Genomic DNA, 16,390 nt, shown 5'->3' on the forward strand with positions numbered 1-16,390 from the left:
CCAATTTGGGTATGAAGCTTAAGGTAGATGGCGTGGAGATTCCCATGAACGAGTTTGTGGCGAAAATTTTGGAAGGCACCGTTGTCGGCGGCGTCTCTGCCCTTAAAGGGATAAAAGAAAACTGGGCGAAAATCGAAGTAGAAATCACCAAAACCTAACGTGGTTACTGCCCAGCAAATTCTACATCCACTTTTATTTGGGTGAACATTTCTTTTTTTGCCTTGCAAATCGGGCACACATACGGGGGGTCTTCCCTAAACACTACGTAACCGCATTGTTTGCAGTACCAGAACTTTTGGGTGCCCAATGTTCCCTCTATGAGTTCTTCTTTTTCTGTTTGGGTTTTGTTTTTGACGCGTTTTTTTGGGTTTTGGAATGCTCTGGCTTGTTTTTCTTTGGGGCGGCGTTCTGGAACTGTGGGTAGTTCTTTGGATTTGTGGATGTCTTTTCTTAGGTAGAGTCGGCAGTAGCATGCGCCGTATCGGTTTACGTCGGGGTCGCGGTAGTCGCAGGGGCAGATGATGTCGCGGTCGTATTCTATGGCTCCTGAGGCTAGTCTGCAGGGGCAGCTGGGGTAGCCGTAGCGTTCTTCATTGGTTTTTAAGCCTTCCAGCAAGCCTTGTAGCAGGTCAGGGTCAGAAACCAAACGGTACCCGTAGGTTTGCGCGTCCGCTTCAGCTCTTTTACGCACTTCTTCAATGCTTACCAAGCTCTAAAGCCTCCTTCAACAAATCCTTGCGAAAACCCGTAACCACCGTCTTATCATCAACAATTGTTGTGGGGTACCCCAAACTGGCACCTTTCTCTTGGATGTCCTTGCGAATCGATGCTTTATCCTCTTCACTGCACAAATCCACATCTACATACTCAAACTCAATATCATTATCCTTAAGAAACTGCTTCGTCATCTTACACCAAACACATGTACTGAGCGCGTAAACCAAAACTTTATGCCTCTTATCCCCGCCAGAAACCTTAAAAACATCCATAACAAACCACAACCCTACAAAACCCCCAAGAAACATATAACCCTTTAGCCAAAACAAAAGAACACTGACAAAACTTTTTGATTACAACCAACACGCAGCTGCTGTTTTGGTTAAAACTGCCTGTAGCGGGTCAACAATATTTCTTAACCCCTTGACGTCCATGTAGAAACCCTTAATATCGTTGTTTGGGTGAGTTATGGTGGTGATTTGTTTTTGCCGATTGATAATGATTTTAAGAAGAACTTGAAGGTTTCTGGTGAGCATAATGGTCATAAAGTTTGGGGCGGTGAATCTGGCAAACTTGGCGTTCATGGGACTAATGTGGCGGTTGACTGGGACGCATGTACGGGTGATGGTGTTTGCCTCAGTGCCTGTCCTGTGTCGCTGTATGATTGGGCACAGACTTCTGATGGGCAGAAAAAATCCGACCCCGTGCGCCAAGACGAATGCATCCAATGCTTAGCGTGCGAAACCCAATGCCCCAACCAAGCCATCAAGATCACCCCGCCTGAGTAACCCCGCCTTTTTTGCGGTTGCCCTTTTTTGTTTTTAGTAGTGCTTATTACTGGCTTTTTGGATTGGTTTGGTGTTTAGGAGAATTGTTATGAGCAAAACTGAAAAGAATCTTAAAGACGCGTTTGCTGGGGAGTCTCAGGCTAACCGAAAGTATTTGGCATTTGCCCAGAAAGCTGAAGAGGAAGGTTTTAGCCAAGTTGCCAAGCTTTTCCGCGCCGCCGCTGAAGCCGAAACCGTGCATGCCCTAAACCACCTGCGCATAACAGGCGAAATCCAAGGCACCCTTGATAACCTGTGCGCGGCGCTTACAGGGGAAACTTTGGAATTCGAAAAAATGTATCCCCAATTCATCGAAGAAGCCAAGCAAGAAGAAAACAAGCAAGCTGCCTGGAGCTTTGATGTAGCCAACCAAGTCGAAAAAATCCACGCAAACCTCTACAAAACAGCCATAACCGCCCTCAAAAACAAACAACCCCTACCCAACACCGACTACTACATCTGCAGCGTCTGCGGCAACGCCGTCGAAAACCAAGCCCCAACCAAATGCCCCATCTGCGGCGCACCCCAAACCAAATTCTACAAAGCCCCCTAACCCTTTTCTTCTTTTCTTCAAAACAGCTACGCGCCTTGTCTGCTATGATTTAATGCTGTTTACTCTTGTTTGTAATGTATTTGTAAACCCTTTTGTGGGCAGTCGTCTGGAAAGGTTTATGTTTGACCGCGGAAATCTAACTCTCCGATTTGACGGATCATCCGTGTCCGTTGGGATGTGGCCCTTTGGGCTGAACCGTAAACAGATGAAGACTTGATAGGTGAAAATGAGAGATGTCGTACAAGTATATAGCTGAGGAATGGCGTAAGCCTGAGAATAGTTTCCTTGATGAGCTTATGCGTCAACGTTTGATTCAGTGGCGCAAAGAACCAACCGTGTTGCGTGTTGAGAGGCCACTTCGGCTTGATCGTGCACGTAAACTGGGTTATAAAGCTAAGCAGGGTTTTGTTATTGCCCGTGTGAGCGTTCGCCGTGGTGGCTTGCGCAAGGTTCGCCCAAAAGCTGGACGTCGACCTAAACGCATGGGTGTTAAAAAATTCAAGCCCGCGAAAAGCCTGCGTTTGATTGCTGAGGAACGAGCAGGAAGAAAATTCCCAAACACAGAAGTTTTGAACAGTTACTGGGTAGGCGAAGATGGACGCCACAAATGGTTTGAAGTTATCCTCGTTGACAAGGCGCATCCTGTCATTAAATCTGACAAGGACGTTAACTGGATAACCGAGAAACAGCATAAACGCCGTGCAAACCGCAGCTTAACTAGCGCAGGCAAATCCGTCAGAGGACTGCGGCACCGCGGTATAGGCGCAGAGAAATTCCGCCCCCACCACAAATACGGCAGCACAGGAGTCCACGACTAATGCACCACATAAAACCCATCATCATTTCCCCCGGCGGCAAACCCCGCTTGGGCAAAGGTTTTAGCCCCAAAGAAATCACGGCTGCAGGCTTAACTGCTGTTGACGCACGCCAAATGGGCATACCTATAGACTGGAAACGCAAAAGCTGCCACCAAGACAACACCGACGCCCTCAAAGCCCACATCAAACGCGACAGCGACATATCCGACGATAAACCTTAAAACCAAACCGCCATATTTTTACATGTGCGGTGTTCCCCTTTGTCTTCTAAATTTCCTATCTCTTACATGGAAATCCGAGTTACCAGCCACGCTACTGAGGACTTAGAAAAAGTCCAAACAGCAGTCTGTAACACGCTCCCCGAAACCCTAACTGAAGACTTAACCTTCAACAAGGTCTCCTTAACTGGGCACCATGGTAACCCCATTGTTCTCGTATCCACCAAACTCTCCGACCGCACCACTTTGCCCTGTGCCTTAGAAAAGTTTGCTCAAGACCTAAACACGCTTGACAAAGACGCTTTAGCCGACGAAATTTTACATCACATAGAAAAACACAACCTGTATTTGCGCTTTGACAAACAAGCTGCTTTTTGCGGAGCCCTAAAACTCGCCTCCAACGACCCCATACACTTCAAAATCCACTTCAAAAACAAAACGCCTCAAGAAATCCAAGAGATTTGCAGGCAAAAAGGGCTACTCCCATGAAACGCAACTTCACCGATTTGCACCTGCGCCTCAAAACCAAAACCCCCTCCGACGCCCAAGCATACGCACAAAAACTCGCCGAGTTAGGCTACAAAACCGTAGGCGTCCCCCTCTCACCTGATGCCCGCCCCGAAGAAACTGCGCAATTCAGAGCTGTTTTTGCTGATGCGGGGTTGGATTTTGTTTCTCGCGTAGATTTGCGTCCTAAAAACCAGCCTGACCTGCTAAGCCAGCTGCGTCGGGTAAGGCGAAAATTTGAGGTGGTTTGTGTTTTGTGTGAAAGCAAGGATGTTGCGCGGCAGGCTGCTAAAGACCGTAGGGTGGATTTGCTGAATTTTCCGCTTTTTGATTACCGTCGCCGCTTTTTTGACCGCGCAGAAGCCGAGTTAGCTGATGTGGGTCTTGCGACTTTGGAGGTGGATGTGAAGCCGTTGCTGGTTTTGGAAGGTCCACCCAGGGTACGGCTGCTTTCTTGTCTGCGCCGAGAACTTAGGGTGGCTTTGGGTTTTCACATGTCCGTGGTGGTTTCCAGCGGCGCATCTGAGCTGATGCTTTTGCGCAAACCCCGCGAAGTTGCCCTCATTGCGTCACTGTTTGGCTTAGACGGCCAAGCTGCTTTAGACTCCGTTTCTGCAAACCCCGCGGCGATTGTGGCACGCAACCGTCAAAAACTTAGCCAAAGCTTTGTTGCTCCAGGCATACAAGTTGTCAGGCAGGGAAAACAATGCTAAAACGCGTAAAACGCCGCTACATAGCCTTGCAACTAGATATCCAATGCATGCCTGCTGAGCGCGAATTCATGGATGCCGTTTGGGGCTCCGTGACGCGGCTTTACGGCGAGTTTGGAGCAAGCTTTGCCGGGCTGGTCCTAATTGATTACGTCCCTGAACACAAACTGGCAATGCTACGAGTAAACTTGTGCGCCGCAGATTCCACACGAGTAGCCTTAGCAACTATTAGGAGCATTGCAGAACACGACGCCGCCGTGCATGTCTTGGCGATTTCAGGAACCATAAAAGCCCTGCGCAACAAAATACGCCTCTAACCTCCTTTCTTTTTGCTGCTTCCTTGGTGTACCCTCCCCTTTTTTGAAGAGCCTGTTTTACTTGCCTTTTTTGTTTTAGGGCTCAAAACGGCTGTTTCTTGCGTCACTATGTGTCCCTATGCGTCTCTGTGCGTCTTTTCTCGTCTTTTTGCGTCATGGCCTCTTTGGAGCTTCTTGCCTGCGTTGTCTGTTGATGCTTGCTGATGTCCATCGATGACTGTCGATATCCTTATATGTTCATTTATACATATTAATGGTGGGTAACGCCTTTGAAAGCCTTTTTCACTGTTAAAGCCGACGAGCTTAAAATTGCGCAGCTGCTTTCAAAATTTGCGGACAAATACCGCATGTCCTACAAGCTCAATCGCCGCGGAACTGCTTTCCTGCTAGAAGTCGATTTGAGCAGCGACGATTTAGGAGAATTCATCAGACGCATGAATCACCTCAAAGACGCAGAGTTCAAAATGGAGGAAATCCGCGGAGGCGGTTTTTTAGACCCGCTCAACGTCAGCTTGACAAGGACAAACGCAGATGTGATGATAGGCAAAGAAACATTTGCCAAAAACGACATAACCCCGCTTGACGGCGGAACCGTTCGCGTTGGCGGCGAATTGTGGCTGGCGCGGCCTGCAGATAACGAGGTTATTGCGCAGGGCAGCAAAGTGAGAGTGGTTCGCATCGAAGGGGTCACCCTAATAGTTGAAGGAGTGACTGAATAAAATTGTATGAACTAGAAATAATTGCTGTTATTGTTGTGGTCGTTATTTTTGTGCTGTTTTCAGCATCCGTGAAAAAGGTCAACCAGTACGAAAAGGGCATCGTGGAGCGGTTTAACGCTTACGAAAAAATGGTTGAGCCCGGGCTTCGAATGGTGGTGCCTTTTGTGGAGCGCATCTACCGCGTAAACATGCGCGAACAAGTAATCGATGTGCCGCCGCAGGAAATCATCACTGAAGATAACGTCGTCGTCACCATAGACGCCGTAATCTACTACCAAGTCATAGACGCCAAACGGGCGCTGTACGAAATCGAAGACTTCGAACTCGCCATCATCAAGCTAGCTCAAACCACTTTGCGCAACATCGTAGGTGAGATGTCTTTGGACGTGTGCTTGACAAGCCGCGAAAAAATCAACGTGGAACTGCGCAGCGTACTTGACCAGGCAACTGACAAATGGGGAACCAAGGTGAATCGCATTGAACTGCAACGCATTGACCCGCCCCAAGACATCCAGCTTGCCATGCACAAGCAAAAAACCGCCGAACAAGAAAGACGCCAACTACGCCTGCTCGCTACAGGACGCAAAGAAGCCGCAGAGCAAGAAAAACTTGGAGCCATCCTAACAGCGCAGGGAGCAAAGCAAGCTGCCATACTTGAAGCGGAGGGTGAAGCCAAATCCGTAGAGTTAGTTGCCGAAGCCCAAGCCAAAGCCATCAAAGTCGTCTCAGAATCCGCCAATCAGTACTTCAAAGAAAACGCGCAGCTAAACAAGAGACTAGACGTCGTGCAAGAAACCTTTAGCCAACAAACCAAAATCGTAGTCCCCTCAAACTCTGACATCCTAAACGTCATAGGACTCGAAGGCACAACCGTACTACCCCTAAACAAGGAAGCCAAGAAAACCACAAATGAGCGCGAGTAAACGGGGAAGTGAAACAACATGGACACTTCTCTTTTTATTCCTATACTCTTCCTGCTCCTGTTTGGTGTCGTCATGTTTCTTAGCCTAGTCGCGTCAATGAAGCAAAAAAAATCCTGGAACCAACAGCCATATCAAAGCAGCACAAACCCCCAAAATTCCCAATACAACCAACCCCCCACTGCCCCCCGCTACGTCACTTCCCCCGACGGCTTTAGCGACCAAATGGAACTCGACATCCGCTTACCCTACCGCCAATTCAAACTACTGCACCCAGAAAGCAACCTAGACTACGAACGCTACAAACAAATGCAAATGCAAAAAGCCTTCAAACGCTCCATAAGCTCCCAACAAAACAAACGCATGGTACGATAAAACCGCACCAAACCCCCAACTTTTTTGAAAACAAACAAAGAACGAAAAAGAAGAAAAGAGGTTTAGAGTAGGTGGCGTGCGATGCCTACGAGTTTGGGTTTTCGCATGAGGACTTTGGCTAGGGTGCCTAGTTTTGCGCCTCGGGCGAATTCGATGATGTCTTCGGGTTTAAGGGCATCTACGAGGTCGTTGAGGTCTTGGTCGGAGAGTTTTTCTAGGGTTTCGCGGAGTTTTTCGACTTTTTTGAGGTGGCTGCCGCGTTCGTCCCACCAGACTTCGTTGTAGGTGGAGAGTGCTTTTTTGGAGACATCATCTTTTTTGAGGCATGTTGTTATGGTGTCGGCTGCGAGTTGCCCGGATATGACGGCTTCTTTTATGCCCCCGCCGTGGATTGCGTTGACGTGGTTTGCGCCTTCTCCGCACAGTACGAAACCGTTTGCAACCATGTCTTTGACTAAGCCGCCCACGGGGACACAGCCCGCGTTAACTTCCAAAATCGAGCCCTTGCTAATTTCAGGGTGCTGCGCGAGGAATTGGTTCATGAATTCTTTGGGTTTTTTGTCTTGGGGCACGATGCCTAACCCTACGTTTGCTCGGTGTTCGCCTTTGGGGAAGACCCACACGTAGCCTCTGGGGGCTAGGACGCTGGAGAGGTAGATGTGTATGAAGTCAGGGTCAGTTTCGATGTTAGTCATCTCGTATTGGATGCAGGAGTCAATTAGGTTAACTTTTGAGTACACGCCCAAAGCTTGAGTACGCAAAGGAGACTCAGCGCCCGTAGCGCAGACAACCACTTTGGCTTTGTCCTCACACTCGTTGCCCAAAAACTCGGCTTTCACGCCCGTATAGTAGCCCCTATCGTCTTTGAGTAGGCTTGAAACAAACGTGTTCGCCTGAACCTGTGCGCCTGCTTTGACGGCTTCTTCAGCAAGCCATTTATCGAAAACTTTGCGCTCTAAAACCATGCCGCCCTTCTCCAACACAGCATCTAAGTGTCTGCCATCGGGAGCATATATTCTGGCGCCTTTGATTCTTCGGGCTATGCACCGTTCGGGGACTTTGCCTACGAAGTCTTGGCTGGCTTCGCTTATGCCTTCGCCGCATCGTTTGGGAGCGCCGATTTCAGCTCTTTTCTCATATACTTTGACGGAGAGTCCGTTTTCTGCAAGTTTTTTTGCGCAGGCGGTTCCTGCAGGTCCTGCTCCGATTACTATTACATCGTTCATTGTTTGGTCACCTTTATGGCTTCTACGGGGCATGCGGTTTGGCAGATTCCGCACAGCGTGCAGAGTTGGGTGTTGTTGATTACGTTGTCTTTTAGTTCTAGTGCGGCTGTTGGGCAAACAGAGACGCATCCGCCGCATCGCAGGCATCGGTTATTGTTTATTTTCCATGTCATAAGCTTTAACATCCGTACACAGGGTGTGGTTTTTATACCTTGTTGGATAAGTAAACTTGTGCTGTGGCTCTTATAAATCATAAAGTGAGCCGCCACACACCAGGTGTGCCCTAAATGAGCCCAAAGATTGCTCTAAGCGCTGAGCTGCGCAAACTTATCGAAAACCGCCTAGACCACACCCTCCAAGGCATACAAGCAACGCTCGCCGAAATCACCGAGAAACAAGAACTAAACCCCAAAGCCCTCGAAGAAGAACTAACCAGCCTAGAAGCCACCTTTGATTTGCTCTTCCAAAAATGGAACCTCAAAATCCTCTACACCCTCTTCCTCAAAGAAACCATGGGATTTGGCGAACTAAAAAACGTCCTCAACGTCAACTCGCGCACCCTAAGCGACAAACTCAAAACCCTCCAAACCCACCGCTACATAGACCGCAACGTCCAAAACGGACCACCCCTACGCGTAGAATACAAACTAACCAAAAAAGGCAAAAACACCGTTCTGCTCGCAGTGCCCCTGCTCTACTACGCCGTCACCGAAGAAGACCCAAAAAACTAATCCGTTTGCCGTTTTAGTGGCACCGCAACTTTAGTTGTGTCCTTGACGGTTTCAAAAACCATGCACGTTAGCGTTTTTTCCAGTCCGTTGATTATGCGCAGTTTGTCCACCACGAATTTTCCCACGGCGTCCACGTTTTCGGTTCGCAGCTTGACTAGCAAATCCCAGTCTCCCGTGATTATGTGTACTTCTTGAACTTCTGCGTGCTTGGCGATTTCTTCGGCTACCATGCGCTGCGAGATTGGCAAGCCATTTGCTGCTTTTTCCCGATACGAAACCGATGCTAAGATGAATGCTGCGGTTGCGGCTCCGAGTTTTTCGGGTGCGACGATGGCTCGGTATTGGCGGATTATGCCTTGTTCTTCCATGCGTTTGGTTTTGGCAAAGACGGTGGTTAAGGGGGTATTGGTTTTTTTGGCGATTTGTTTGGCGGTGAGTTTGCTGTTTTCTTGGATGAGCGCAAGTATGGCGAGGTCTTTTTCGTCTAGCCTGATTGCTGGCATAATTTGTAAATATTACAGCTTTAATTATTGAAGGTTATGGTTTTTTGTAAGAATTACAGTTTTTTTTATAAAAAATTTATAATGTAGCTTGCGCACCTACTGTCAATAACAACATCCGAGATGAACAATCATGACCTCAACCTGTTCACCCATAGATATACCCAAACCCCTAGACCAGCTAACCCCAGCTGAGCTTGAAAAAAAATCCCGCATAGGCAAAGTGATGACCTACACGCTTAGGCATCTAACCAGCAAACTCATGGACGATGGTTTCCAATGGCTCTTGCCCGTAGCCCTAAGCCAAAGCACCGACCCCCTATGGCCCGACCCAGGCGCCTCCATAGGCAAACGCATCGAAGTTGACATCTACGACACCACCGTACGCACAACCGCCAGCATGATCATCCACAAACTCGTCGCCTCCAGCCTAGCCTACCCCAAACTATTCATTGTCTCCCCAAACATACGCATCGAAAAAGCAGAACGCGCCAAAACCGGCAAACACATCTACGAATTCACCCAAATCGACTTTGAAGTCCAAGGCGCCTCCTCCAAAGACGTCTTCACCATGGTCGAAGACTGCATAGTCAGCTTGGTAACCAGCGCAAAACGCGACCTCAAAGACGAACTAACAGCTCTTTGCCGCTGCGACGAACTCAAAGTTCCAAAAGCCCCCTTCAAAGTCCTAGACAAAGACGACCTCGAAGCAGAGTATGGCGCCGAATGGGAAACCAGCGTAGCCACAGAATACGACGAGCCCGTCTGGGTCAAAAACATCCCCCGAGAATTCTACGACTTCGAAGACTTTGCCACAGGCAAATGGGACAACTATGACCTGTTCTTGCCCCAGTTTGGCGAGGTTCTCTCAGGCGCAAAACGCGAATGGGAATACTCCAAGATTCTAAAGAAAATCGAACGTGACCAAGTCAAAAAAGACAACTATTCCCTGCTGCTCAAGCTAGCTGAAGAAGGAAAACTCAAACCCTCTGCAGGCGGCGGAATCGGCATGGAACGCATCGTAGCTTGGATCACTGGCTGCAAACACATCGCAGAAACCCAGCCGTTCCCACGTGTACCTGGCATCGTACACCAACTCTAACAAGAAAAAACGGTGCCTAACACACCAAAAACCCCTTTTCCTTCTCTTTATTTGCTTTAGAAAAGGTTTATTTCGTATACTGAGGCTCAGAAAGGGACGAAGAGAAGTTTATTTGATAGGTGCAAATGTATGAATCCTTACCTTGAAGCGTTACAGCATAAGTTAAGTCTTGCTGACTACAAAAAATTATGTGCAATAGATAACCCAATTGTTCACGAGTTTGTGGCTAAAGCCAGCGACCTTTGTCATCCTGATAAAATTTTTGTGTGCAGTGATTCTGCTGAGGATATCGCGCATGTCCGACAAGAAGCCATAGCCACAGGTGAAGAACGCGCGATTTTTGAGCTTTCCGGACATACGGTTCATTTTGATGGCATGAACGACCAAGGCAGAGACCGCAAAGCAACCAAGTATCTGGTTCCACGCGGAGTTTCTCTTAGCAAAGCCCTCAACCAAATCGACAGGCAAGAAGGCCTAGCCCAAGTCAAGAATTTACTCAAAGATTCCATGAAAGGACGCACCATGATTGTGCGTTTCATCTCGTTGGGTCCAGTTGATTCAGTATTTACGATTCTTGGTTTACAATGTACCGACTCATGGTATGTTGCCCACACTGAAGATTTGCTTTACCGCCCTGGCTATAACCAGTTTGTTAAAGTTGGTTCAAAGAGTGATTTTCTGCGGGTGATTCATTCTGCAGGCAGGCTTAGCGAGGATATGGTCAGCATTGATGACGACAAGAAATGCATCTACATTGACAACATGGACAACACCATCTACAGCATCAACACCCAGTACGCAGGCAACTCTGTGGGCTTCAAAAAACTCGCCTTCCGTTTAGCCATACGCAAAGCCAACAGCGAAGGCTGGCTAGCCGAACACATGCTCCTCATGGGCGTACACGGACCAAACAAACGCAAAACCTACTTCGCAGGAGCCTTCCCAAGCGCATGCGGCAAAACCTCAACAGCCATGCTCCCCGGCGAAACCATCCTAGGTGATGACATAGCCTACATACGCGACATCGACTCCGTTGCCCGCGCAGTAAACGTCGAATCAGGAATCTTTGGCATAATCAAAGACGTAAACCCCCAAGACGACCAGCTAATCCACAAAGTCCTCAACAACCCCGGAGAAATCGTCTTCTCAAACATCCTAGTCAAAGACAGCAAACCCTACTGGCTAGGCATGGGCACACCCCTCCCCAAAGAAGGCATGAACTTTTCCGGTGCATGGTTTGAAGGCAAAACCGACGAAGCAGGTGTAGAAATTCCTCCTGCTCACAAGAACGCGCGTTACGCGGTTTCTTTGCGTGCGCTAGAGAACTGTGACCCTGAACTAAACAATCCCAACGGCGTAGCTTTAGGCGGCATCATGTACGGCGGTCGTGACGCGAAAGCATATGTTCCTGTGCAGCAAAGCTTTGACTGGTGCCACGGAATAATCGCGTATGGCGCCTCCTTGGAAACCGAAACAACCTTTGCTACCGTTGGAAAAGAGGGGGTTCCTGAAATCAACATGATGAGCATCCAGGACTTCATTTCGATTCCGCTGGGGCAAAACGTGCGCAACAACTTGGAGTTTGGCAACAAACTATCAAAGGCGCCGCTTGTTTTTGGCGTTAACTACTTCCTGCGCGACAAAGACAGCGGTGAATACTTGAACTCTCCACGGGACAAGCACGTATGGATAAAATGGATGGAACTTCGGGTACACAACGAAGTGGAAGCCCTAAAAGGCCCAACTGGTTACATACCCAAATACGAAGACCTAAAACGTCTATTCAAAGAAGTCCTAAACAAAGACTACTCCAAAGAAGACTACATCAAACAGTTCACCATCAGAATCCCAGAAAACTTAGCGAAAATCGAACGTGTACAAACATTCTACCAAAAGAACGTCTCCGACATACCCTTAGAACTCTTTGGCATTCTTTACATGCAACGCGAACGCCTCCTCGAAGCCCAAGCCCGCTTTGGCGACTACATCTCCCCCGAAAAACTAGAAAACTAACCCGCCGCACTTGAGTGCCCGCCGCGACGTATCAATCGCGTCTTAGTGCTGGGCATTTCAAAGTGTCCATCTTTTTACCGCCTATTCTACGTCAATCTTAAATGTGGGTTATGTACAGATTAATGATTCATAATTGTTAACTATCCTAAGGGGGTTTACTCATAGCAAGGAAAAAAACAACGAAAGGTGCAAAAGGCATGATTAAAAACGTGATGATGTCCCAAGAAAACAACGTGCACAAAGTAGACTTGTCCAAAATTGAAGGCGACGGCTCTTTTCCTTGCCCCACATGCGGAACCCTGATTTCTCCTGAAGACGAATCTGAAAAGGTTTACAACATACTTGAAACCAAAGTTGACAAAGACGAGTTAGTGGCGCTGGTCATTTCGTGCAAGACTTGCGGGACAGTTATAACCCTCACTGGATTCCAAATAACCGACGAATAAAATCCAAAGCAAACTTTGCTTTTTGCAGCCCCTTAGAACCTTTCTAAACAAGGATTATGTGGTGTTCTAATAATTGGACGCCCTGTTCTGGTTGGTGAACACTGCTGTTCTGCCTGTGAACTGGTTTTATCTGTGGAGTTGCTAAAGGCGCTGTTATGGTTTGCTTTTTTTGTTTTAAGGTGGTTTTATTAGGTTCCATATCTGTTGACTGATGAGGAGCAAACCTTGGTTAGTAGCGGTAGACGAAAGATGCTTGCCGCTAGAGATGACTTGGCGGACAAGATTGGCAAAATTGCTGCCCGTAGAGGCTTTACGGTTTTCAGCATGGTAAACGACCTGCTGGATTTAGCCATAAAAGTCGACAGTATGGGGGTAAGTCTGAAGGATGCTGTTTCGGCTTATGAGCTTGCACGTGAAGTCAAAGAAGCAAGCTTCACTTTGGTTTTAGAAAACCTTCTCTACGACACCACCCAGTTAGCCTATGACGTAGCAGCTGACCAGACAAAACAGATATGGTTTAACTCGGGTGTTTGGGTTGCGCAGCGGTACCTCGCTAGAGATGTAGATGACCCTATAGCCTCGTTTGAACGTGAACTGAAGGCTTTTGGCTGGAACATCCCTCAAGTCAACGTTGAACGTTCGGGCAACATGGTTTCAGCTAGAATTCTAAGCCCCCGATTCTCCGAGTCATACACTATCCTGTTCAACCGTTACCTAGAAGGATTTTTAACTACCTTAGGCTATGAGTTGACCTTCAATGAGGTTGGCAGAGGCAATATCCGCTTAGAAGCCGTAAAGAGGGGGAACTGATGTCCACAGGCAAAGGCAAAAAACTTGTTTATGTTTCTGAAAACCTAATTGAGCAGGCTGCCAAGGTCTCCCGCGATGAAGGCGTATCTTTAAGCAAACTAGTTGAAGCGGCATTAACCCAAGTGGTCAAAGTCAACGAGTTAGGCTACACTTCCAAAGAAGTCGCAGCTTTTTTCAACGTACTGCAGACTCACAGGGTTTTAGGAGGCTTATTTGTCCCTTCAGGCGTGCTAGATTATATGATCAAAAACTGCAGGCACAACGCTTCTCAAGTGCAACGGCTGTGGTTTGAAAGCGGACAGTGGAACGGCAAATACCTAAAGGAAACCTTTGACGACCCTGTTGAAGCGTTCAAAGATTTTATGGAGCTTAGCCGTTGGGACCTAAACGAAGTTGATATAAAGGTCGCTGGAGTTGATGTTGTTAAGGTGCGGTGTGTCTCTACCGTTATGACCTTAGAAAGTACCGCCCTGTTAGCTAAATATGTTGAAGGCGTCATGACAGGGCTTGGCTACACAACTCACAAACTAGACTGTCTAAAAGGCATGATTATTCTCGAATCCCGAAAGTAACCCTTTCGTGTCTATTATGCACATATATACGTCGCTACTTTAAGTGTATACAACCATTTTTTCGCGGTTAAACCTGTGTACACAAACATTAAATACGTCTTTTAGAGTATCCGTTACTCAGAAAAACTCTAGGAGAAAAAAAAGTAATGCAAATAAACAAAAAAGTATTCTCAACCGCGACAATGGCCCTTCTATTGCTCTCAGTCGTAGCAGTCGCAACCCCCGCATCCGCACTAACCGGCGACGAAGCACTTTACCCAGTCAACGTTATTACTGGTGCTATAGGTGCTCAAACAAACAGTTCAATAGTTAACAGCAGAATGCTCATCAACGGTACCGGTGCCACTGGCGGTGGTCCAGTACAAATTTACTTTGACAGCATCTCAACCGCCAATCTGCTTAACCAAACAACAGCAAACGCTGCAGGCACCTACTCCGCACAAATCACTATACCTTCAGCAACAAACGGTGTCCACACAATCTACGTTTATGACACCATTGCTGGCGCAACCGAAAACACCGTTTTGGTAGTTAATGCATCTCTCAGGCTTTCTACCTCAAAAGCTCTTCCAGGTGACTCTATTACCCTTACTGGTCATGGCTTTACCGCAAATAGTGCAGTTACCTCAACAATTTACAACGGCACCCACACATTCACGTTGTCTACTACTGGCTCAACAAATAGTACAGGTTCTGTAACACAGACAGTTGTTATTCCCAACTTAGCACTAAGCACAACACCCTACACTGTCAACATGACTGATGCCGCAGGTGTTAACGTAACAACCACCATCACAATCAACTATTACCTGACAGTTTCACCTTCCTCTGGTCCACCAAGCATTGACATAACAATCAACGGTAGAATTCCACCCAACACACTAGCTAACATCCAAATCGACGGCGTAAATATCGGTCAATCTACTTCAGCAGCTGACGGTACACTTACTTTCGATTATACCTTGCCTGACCTAATCGGTGCAGGTAACCGTACAATCCACGCCGTTTGGGGCGTCACTAACTACGTAGAAGCATTCTTCTTCGTTACTGCACCCCCATCTGCGCCTGTACTCTCAGCAGCTAACGGCCAAGCTGGCGTTGTAATTGGCATAACTAACGGCACTAACGTATTCACTGCAAATGCAAACATAACCTTGACCATTGGTACCACAGAAGTAAACAGCACTGCAACAGATGCCCGCTTTGGTCCAACCGACATGTACGGTGCATTTGACACTGAATTCTCAGTTCCAAACATTACACCTGGCACGTACACTTTGACCATTACAGATGAAAACGGTGCATCTTCTTCAACGACCTTCACTGTAAGCCCAACTCCCGCAACCACTATTACCCTCAACAGCAATTCCTACGTCCAAGGCGATAGACTAAGCTTCACCATCTACACTACAGAATCAAGTTTGGGCACAATCAATGTCACCATTAGAGACCCCAGCGGCAACGTTTGGTGGACTGCTATATGGGCATTAACTGCTAACCCTGACAGTAGCCAAAGTGTCCGCTATCAAAACCAAACAGTACCCGCTAGCAACGGAGCCGTCACTGGTAACCCAATTGTCTTGCCCAATGATGCCCCACTAGGCTCATGGAACTGGACAGTTGCTTATACCCCTGCTAGCACTGGCGTTGCTGCAAAAGCAACCAACCTATTCGCTGTTGGCTTAGGTGGAACTGGTGGTGTTGTTAACGCAGTTAACGACCTTGAAGGAATGCTTGTTGACATCAGCGGCGACATTGCAACTGTAATGACCGACATCGGCGAAGTTCAAGGCACTGTAACCAGCATCAAGAACAGCGTTGCAACAATCAACATCCCTGACTTAGGCACCATCACCACGACCCTTGCAAGCATCGACGCAGTTCTCGGCGATGTAGCAGGAAGAGTCGTAACCATCGAAACATCTGTTGGCTCATTTGAAACCACACTAGACTCAATCAACACCAAAGTTACTGGTCTTAACGGCGACATCGCAACAATCAAGACTGACCTAGGCTCACTCCAGGGTACAGTCACCTCAATCAGCGGCAACGTAGCAACCATCCAAACTGACATCGGCACACTAGAAGCAGACATCAGCGGCCTACAAAGCGAAGTCAGCGACACTCAAAACAACGTTAGCGGCATACCCACACTAGTCTACGTAGCAATCGTCTTAGCCCTTATCGCAGCAATCGCAGCAATTGCATCAATTATTTTGATGCGCCAAAAAATCGCAGGGTAAAAACCCTTCAAAACCAAACAACAACCTCTTTTCTTTTTTTTGATTCTTGCTTTCTAAAACAAGTTT

Annotated in this window: 23 protein-coding genes; 18 read left to right on the forward strand and 5 right to left on the reverse strand. The window is 47.7% G+C overall.

Going from position 1 to position 16,390, the window contains the following annotated elements; genetic code table 11:
• Window positions 1-11: 11 nt before the first annotated feature.
• Window positions 12-158 carry a hypothetical protein gene (locus NWF04_10400; protein MCW4006980.1) on the forward strand — a complete coding sequence of 49 codons (147 nt, stop codon included), beginning with the start codon at window positions 12-14 and terminating at the stop codon, window positions 156-158.
• 5 nt (window positions 159-163) lie between these two features.
• Here NWF04_10400 and NWF04_10405 read toward each other — a convergent pair whose 3' ends face one another.
• Window positions 164-709, reverse strand: a complete 546-nt coding sequence (locus NWF04_10405) for a ferredoxin:glutaredoxin reductase (protein MCW4006981.1) — start codon at window positions 707-709, stop codon at window positions 164-166.
• Complete coding sequence (locus NWF04_10410) at window positions 696-989, reverse strand: glutaredoxin family protein (GenBank protein ID MCW4006982.1); 294 nt, start codon at window positions 987-989, stop codon at window positions 696-698. The genes NWF04_10405 and NWF04_10410 overlap by 14 nt, the downstream gene beginning before the upstream one ends.
• A gap of 213 nt (window positions 990-1,202) precedes the next feature.
• Between NWF04_10410 and NWF04_10415 the strand changes: the two genes are divergently transcribed.
• The 10 genes from NWF04_10415 to NWF04_10460 all read left to right on the forward strand — a co-directional run bounded on the left by NWF04_10415 (window position 1,203) and on the right by NWF04_10460 (window position 6,681).
• The gene (locus NWF04_10415) at window positions 1,203-1,505 is read left to right on the forward strand and encodes a ferredoxin family protein (GenBank protein MCW4006983.1); all 303 of its coding nucleotides are present in this window, start codon (window positions 1,203-1,205) and stop codon (window positions 1,503-1,505) included.
• Window positions 1,506-1,593: 88 nt separating this feature from the next.
• The gene (locus tag NWF04_10420) at window positions 1,594-2,097 is read left to right on the forward strand and encodes a rubrerythrin family protein (GenBank protein ID MCW4006984.1); all 504 of its coding nucleotides are present in this window, start codon (window positions 1,594-1,596) and stop codon (window positions 2,095-2,097) included.
• Between the two features lie 233 nt (window positions 2,098-2,330).
• Window positions 2,331-2,915: a 50S ribosomal protein L15e gene (locus tag NWF04_10425; protein MCW4006985.1), complete on the forward strand. Its 585-nt coding sequence runs from the start codon at window positions 2,331-2,333 to the stop codon at window positions 2,913-2,915.
• Window positions 2,915-3,136, forward strand: a complete 222-nt coding sequence (locus NWF04_10430) for a ribosomal protein L13e (protein MCW4006986.1) — start codon at window positions 2,915-2,917, stop codon at window positions 3,134-3,136. Before NWF04_10425 ends, NWF04_10430 begins: the two co-directional genes overlap by 1 nt.
• A gap of 39 nt (window positions 3,137-3,175) precedes the next feature.
• Window positions 3,176-3,622 (forward strand): hypothetical protein, encoded by a 447-nt coding sequence (locus NWF04_10435; protein ID MCW4006987.1) that lies wholly within the window; start codon window positions 3,176-3,178, stop codon window positions 3,620-3,622.
• Window positions 3,619-4,353, forward strand: a complete 735-nt coding sequence (locus tag NWF04_10440; protein MCW4006988.1) for a hypothetical protein — start codon at window positions 3,619-3,621, stop codon at window positions 4,351-4,353. The genes NWF04_10435 and NWF04_10440 overlap by 4 nt, the downstream gene beginning before the upstream one ends.
• Window positions 4,347-4,667 carry an Rpp14/Pop5 family protein gene (locus NWF04_10445; GenBank protein ID MCW4006989.1) on the forward strand — a complete coding sequence of 107 codons (321 nt, stop codon included), beginning with the start codon at window positions 4,347-4,349 and terminating at the stop codon, window positions 4,665-4,667. Before NWF04_10440 ends, NWF04_10445 begins: the two co-directional genes overlap by 7 nt.
• A 269-nt stretch (window positions 4,668-4,936) precedes the next feature.
• Window positions 4,937-5,386 carry an NfeD family protein gene (locus NWF04_10450; GenBank protein MCW4006990.1) on the forward strand — a complete coding sequence of 150 codons (450 nt, stop codon included), beginning with the start codon at window positions 4,937-4,939 and terminating at the stop codon, window positions 5,384-5,386.
• 2 nt (window positions 5,387-5,388) lie between these two features.
• The gene (locus NWF04_10455) at window positions 5,389-6,309 is read left to right on the forward strand and encodes a paraslipin (GenBank protein MCW4006991.1); all 921 of its coding nucleotides are present in this window, start codon (window positions 5,389-5,391) and stop codon (window positions 6,307-6,309) included.
• An 18-nt stretch (window positions 6,310-6,327) separates the two neighbouring features.
• Entirely contained in the window at window positions 6,328-6,681 is a 354-nt protein-coding gene (locus tag NWF04_10460; protein MCW4006992.1) for a hypothetical protein, read from the forward strand.
• A 62-nt stretch (window positions 6,682-6,743) separates the two neighbouring features.
• On the opposite strand, the gene NWF04_10465 is transcribed toward NWF04_10460, so the two are convergent.
• Both NWF04_10465 and NWF04_10470 read right to left on the reverse strand, forming a co-directional pair.
• Window positions 6,744-7,907, reverse strand: coding sequence for an NAD(P)/FAD-dependent oxidoreductase (locus NWF04_10465; GenBank protein MCW4006993.1), 1,164 nt, complete (start codon window positions 7,905-7,907; stop codon window positions 6,744-6,746).
• Complete coding sequence (locus tag NWF04_10470) at window positions 7,904-8,080, reverse strand: 4Fe-4S binding protein (GenBank protein MCW4006994.1); 177 nt, start codon at window positions 8,078-8,080, stop codon at window positions 7,904-7,906. Before NWF04_10470 ends, NWF04_10465 begins: the two co-directional genes overlap by 4 nt.
• A gap of 114 nt (window positions 8,081-8,194) precedes the next feature.
• On the opposite strand from NWF04_10470, the gene NWF04_10475 reads away from it, so the two are divergent.
• Window positions 8,195-8,638, forward strand: coding sequence for a helix-turn-helix transcriptional regulator (locus tag NWF04_10475; GenBank protein ID MCW4006995.1), 444 nt, complete (start codon window positions 8,195-8,197; stop codon window positions 8,636-8,638).
• Here the strand turns inward: NWF04_10475 and NWF04_10480 are convergent.
• On the reverse strand, window positions 8,635-9,141 hold the full coding sequence (locus tag NWF04_10480; GenBank protein MCW4006996.1) for an Lrp/AsnC family transcriptional regulator: 507 nt from the start codon (window positions 9,139-9,141) through the stop codon (window positions 8,635-8,637). The two genes, NWF04_10475 and NWF04_10480, sit on opposite strands and share 4 nt — an antisense overlap.
• Window positions 9,142-9,271: 130 nt before the next feature.
• Between NWF04_10480 and NWF04_10485 the strand changes: the two genes are divergently transcribed.
• From NWF04_10485 to NWF04_10510, 6 genes are all read left to right on the forward strand, one after another.
• Window positions 9,272-10,240, forward strand: a complete 969-nt coding sequence (locus tag NWF04_10485) for an asparagine synthetase A (GenBank protein MCW4006997.1) — start codon at window positions 9,272-9,274, stop codon at window positions 10,238-10,240.
• A gap of 129 nt (window positions 10,241-10,369) precedes the next feature.
• Window positions 10,370-12,253 (forward strand): phosphoenolpyruvate carboxykinase (GTP), encoded by a 1,884-nt coding sequence (locus tag NWF04_10490; GenBank protein MCW4006998.1) that lies wholly within the window; start codon window positions 10,370-10,372, stop codon window positions 12,251-12,253.
• Window positions 12,254-12,450: 197 nt separating this feature from the next.
• Window positions 12,451-12,699 carry a hypothetical protein gene (locus NWF04_10495; protein MCW4006999.1) on the forward strand — a complete coding sequence of 83 codons (249 nt, stop codon included), beginning with the start codon at window positions 12,451-12,453 and terminating at the stop codon, window positions 12,697-12,699.
• 204 nt (window positions 12,700-12,903) lie between these two features.
• On the forward strand, window positions 12,904-13,509 hold the full coding sequence (locus NWF04_10500) for a hypothetical protein (GenBank protein ID MCW4007000.1): 606 nt from the start codon (window positions 12,904-12,906) through the stop codon (window positions 13,507-13,509).
• Window positions 13,509-14,081, forward strand: a complete 573-nt coding sequence (locus NWF04_10505) for a hypothetical protein (GenBank protein MCW4007001.1) — start codon at window positions 13,509-13,511, stop codon at window positions 14,079-14,081. Before NWF04_10500 ends, NWF04_10505 begins: the two co-directional genes overlap by 1 nt.
• A gap of 146 nt (window positions 14,082-14,227) precedes the next feature.
• Window positions 14,228-16,324: a hypothetical protein gene (locus NWF04_10510; protein ID MCW4007002.1), complete on the forward strand. Its 2,097-nt coding sequence runs from the start codon at window positions 14,228-14,230 to the stop codon at window positions 16,322-16,324.
• Window positions 16,325-16,390: the final 66 nt, after the last annotated feature.

It is taken from the genome of Candidatus Bathyarchaeota archaeon (genome assembly GCA_026014465.1).
Taxonomy (GTDB): domain Archaea; phylum Thermoproteota; class Bathyarchaeia; order Bathyarchaeales; family Bathycorpusculaceae; genus JADGNF01.

Bases quoted from the DNA above. Each gene is read 5' to 3' on its own strand.
- NWF04_10470 (MCW4006994.1), bottom strand. From the start codon at position 8,080: ATGACATGGAAAATAAACAATAACCGATGCCTGCGATGCGGCGGATGC.
- NWF04_10480 (MCW4006996.1), bottom strand. From the start codon at position 9,141: ATGCCAGCAATCAGGCTAGACGAAAAAGACCTCGCCATACTTGCGCTC.
- NWF04_10460 (MCW4006992.1), top strand. From the start codon at position 6,328: ATGGACACTTCTCTTTTTATTCCTATACTCTTCCTGCTCCTGTTTGGT.
- NWF04_10485 (MCW4006997.1), top strand. From the start codon at position 9,272: ATGACCTCAACCTGTTCACCCATAGATATACCCAAACCCCTAGACCAG.
- NWF04_10425 (MCW4006985.1), top strand. From the start codon at position 2,331: ATGTCGTACAAGTATATAGCTGAGGAATGGCGTAAGCCTGAGAATAGT.
- NWF04_10410 (MCW4006982.1), bottom strand. From the start codon at position 989: ATGGATGTTTTTAAGGTTTCTGGCGGGGATAAGAGGCATAAAGTTTTG.
- NWF04_10400 (MCW4006980.1), top strand. From the start codon at position 12: ATGAAGCTTAAGGTAGATGGCGTGGAGATTCCCATGAACGAGTTTGTG.
- NWF04_10430 (MCW4006986.1), top strand. From the start codon at position 2,915: ATGCACCACATAAAACCCATCATCATTTCCCCCGGCGGCAAACCCCGC.
- NWF04_10465 (MCW4006993.1), bottom strand. From the start codon at position 7,907: ATGAACGATGTAATAGTAATCGGAGCAGGACCTGCAGGAACCGCCTGC.
- NWF04_10475 (MCW4006995.1), top strand. From the start codon at position 8,195: ATGAGCCCAAAGATTGCTCTAAGCGCTGAGCTGCGCAAACTTATCGAA.
- NWF04_10510 (MCW4007002.1), top strand. From the start codon at position 14,228: ATGCAAATAAACAAAAAAGTATTCTCAACCGCGACAATGGCCCTTCTA.
- NWF04_10445 (MCW4006989.1), top strand. From the start codon at position 4,347: ATGCTAAAACGCGTAAAACGCCGCTACATAGCCTTGCAACTAGATATC.
- NWF04_10420 (MCW4006984.1), top strand. From the start codon at position 1,594: ATGAGCAAAACTGAAAAGAATCTTAAAGACGCGTTTGCTGGGGAGTCT.
- NWF04_10495 (MCW4006999.1), top strand. From the start codon at position 12,451: ATGATTAAAAACGTGATGATGTCCCAAGAAAACAACGTGCACAAAGTA.
- NWF04_10505 (MCW4007001.1), top strand. From the start codon at position 13,509: ATGTCCACAGGCAAAGGCAAAAAACTTGTTTATGTTTCTGAAAACCTA.
- NWF04_10440 (MCW4006988.1), top strand. From the start codon at position 3,619: ATGAAACGCAACTTCACCGATTTGCACCTGCGCCTCAAAACCAAAACC.
- NWF04_10490 (MCW4006998.1), top strand. From the start codon at position 10,370: ATGAATCCTTACCTTGAAGCGTTACAGCATAAGTTAAGTCTTGCTGAC.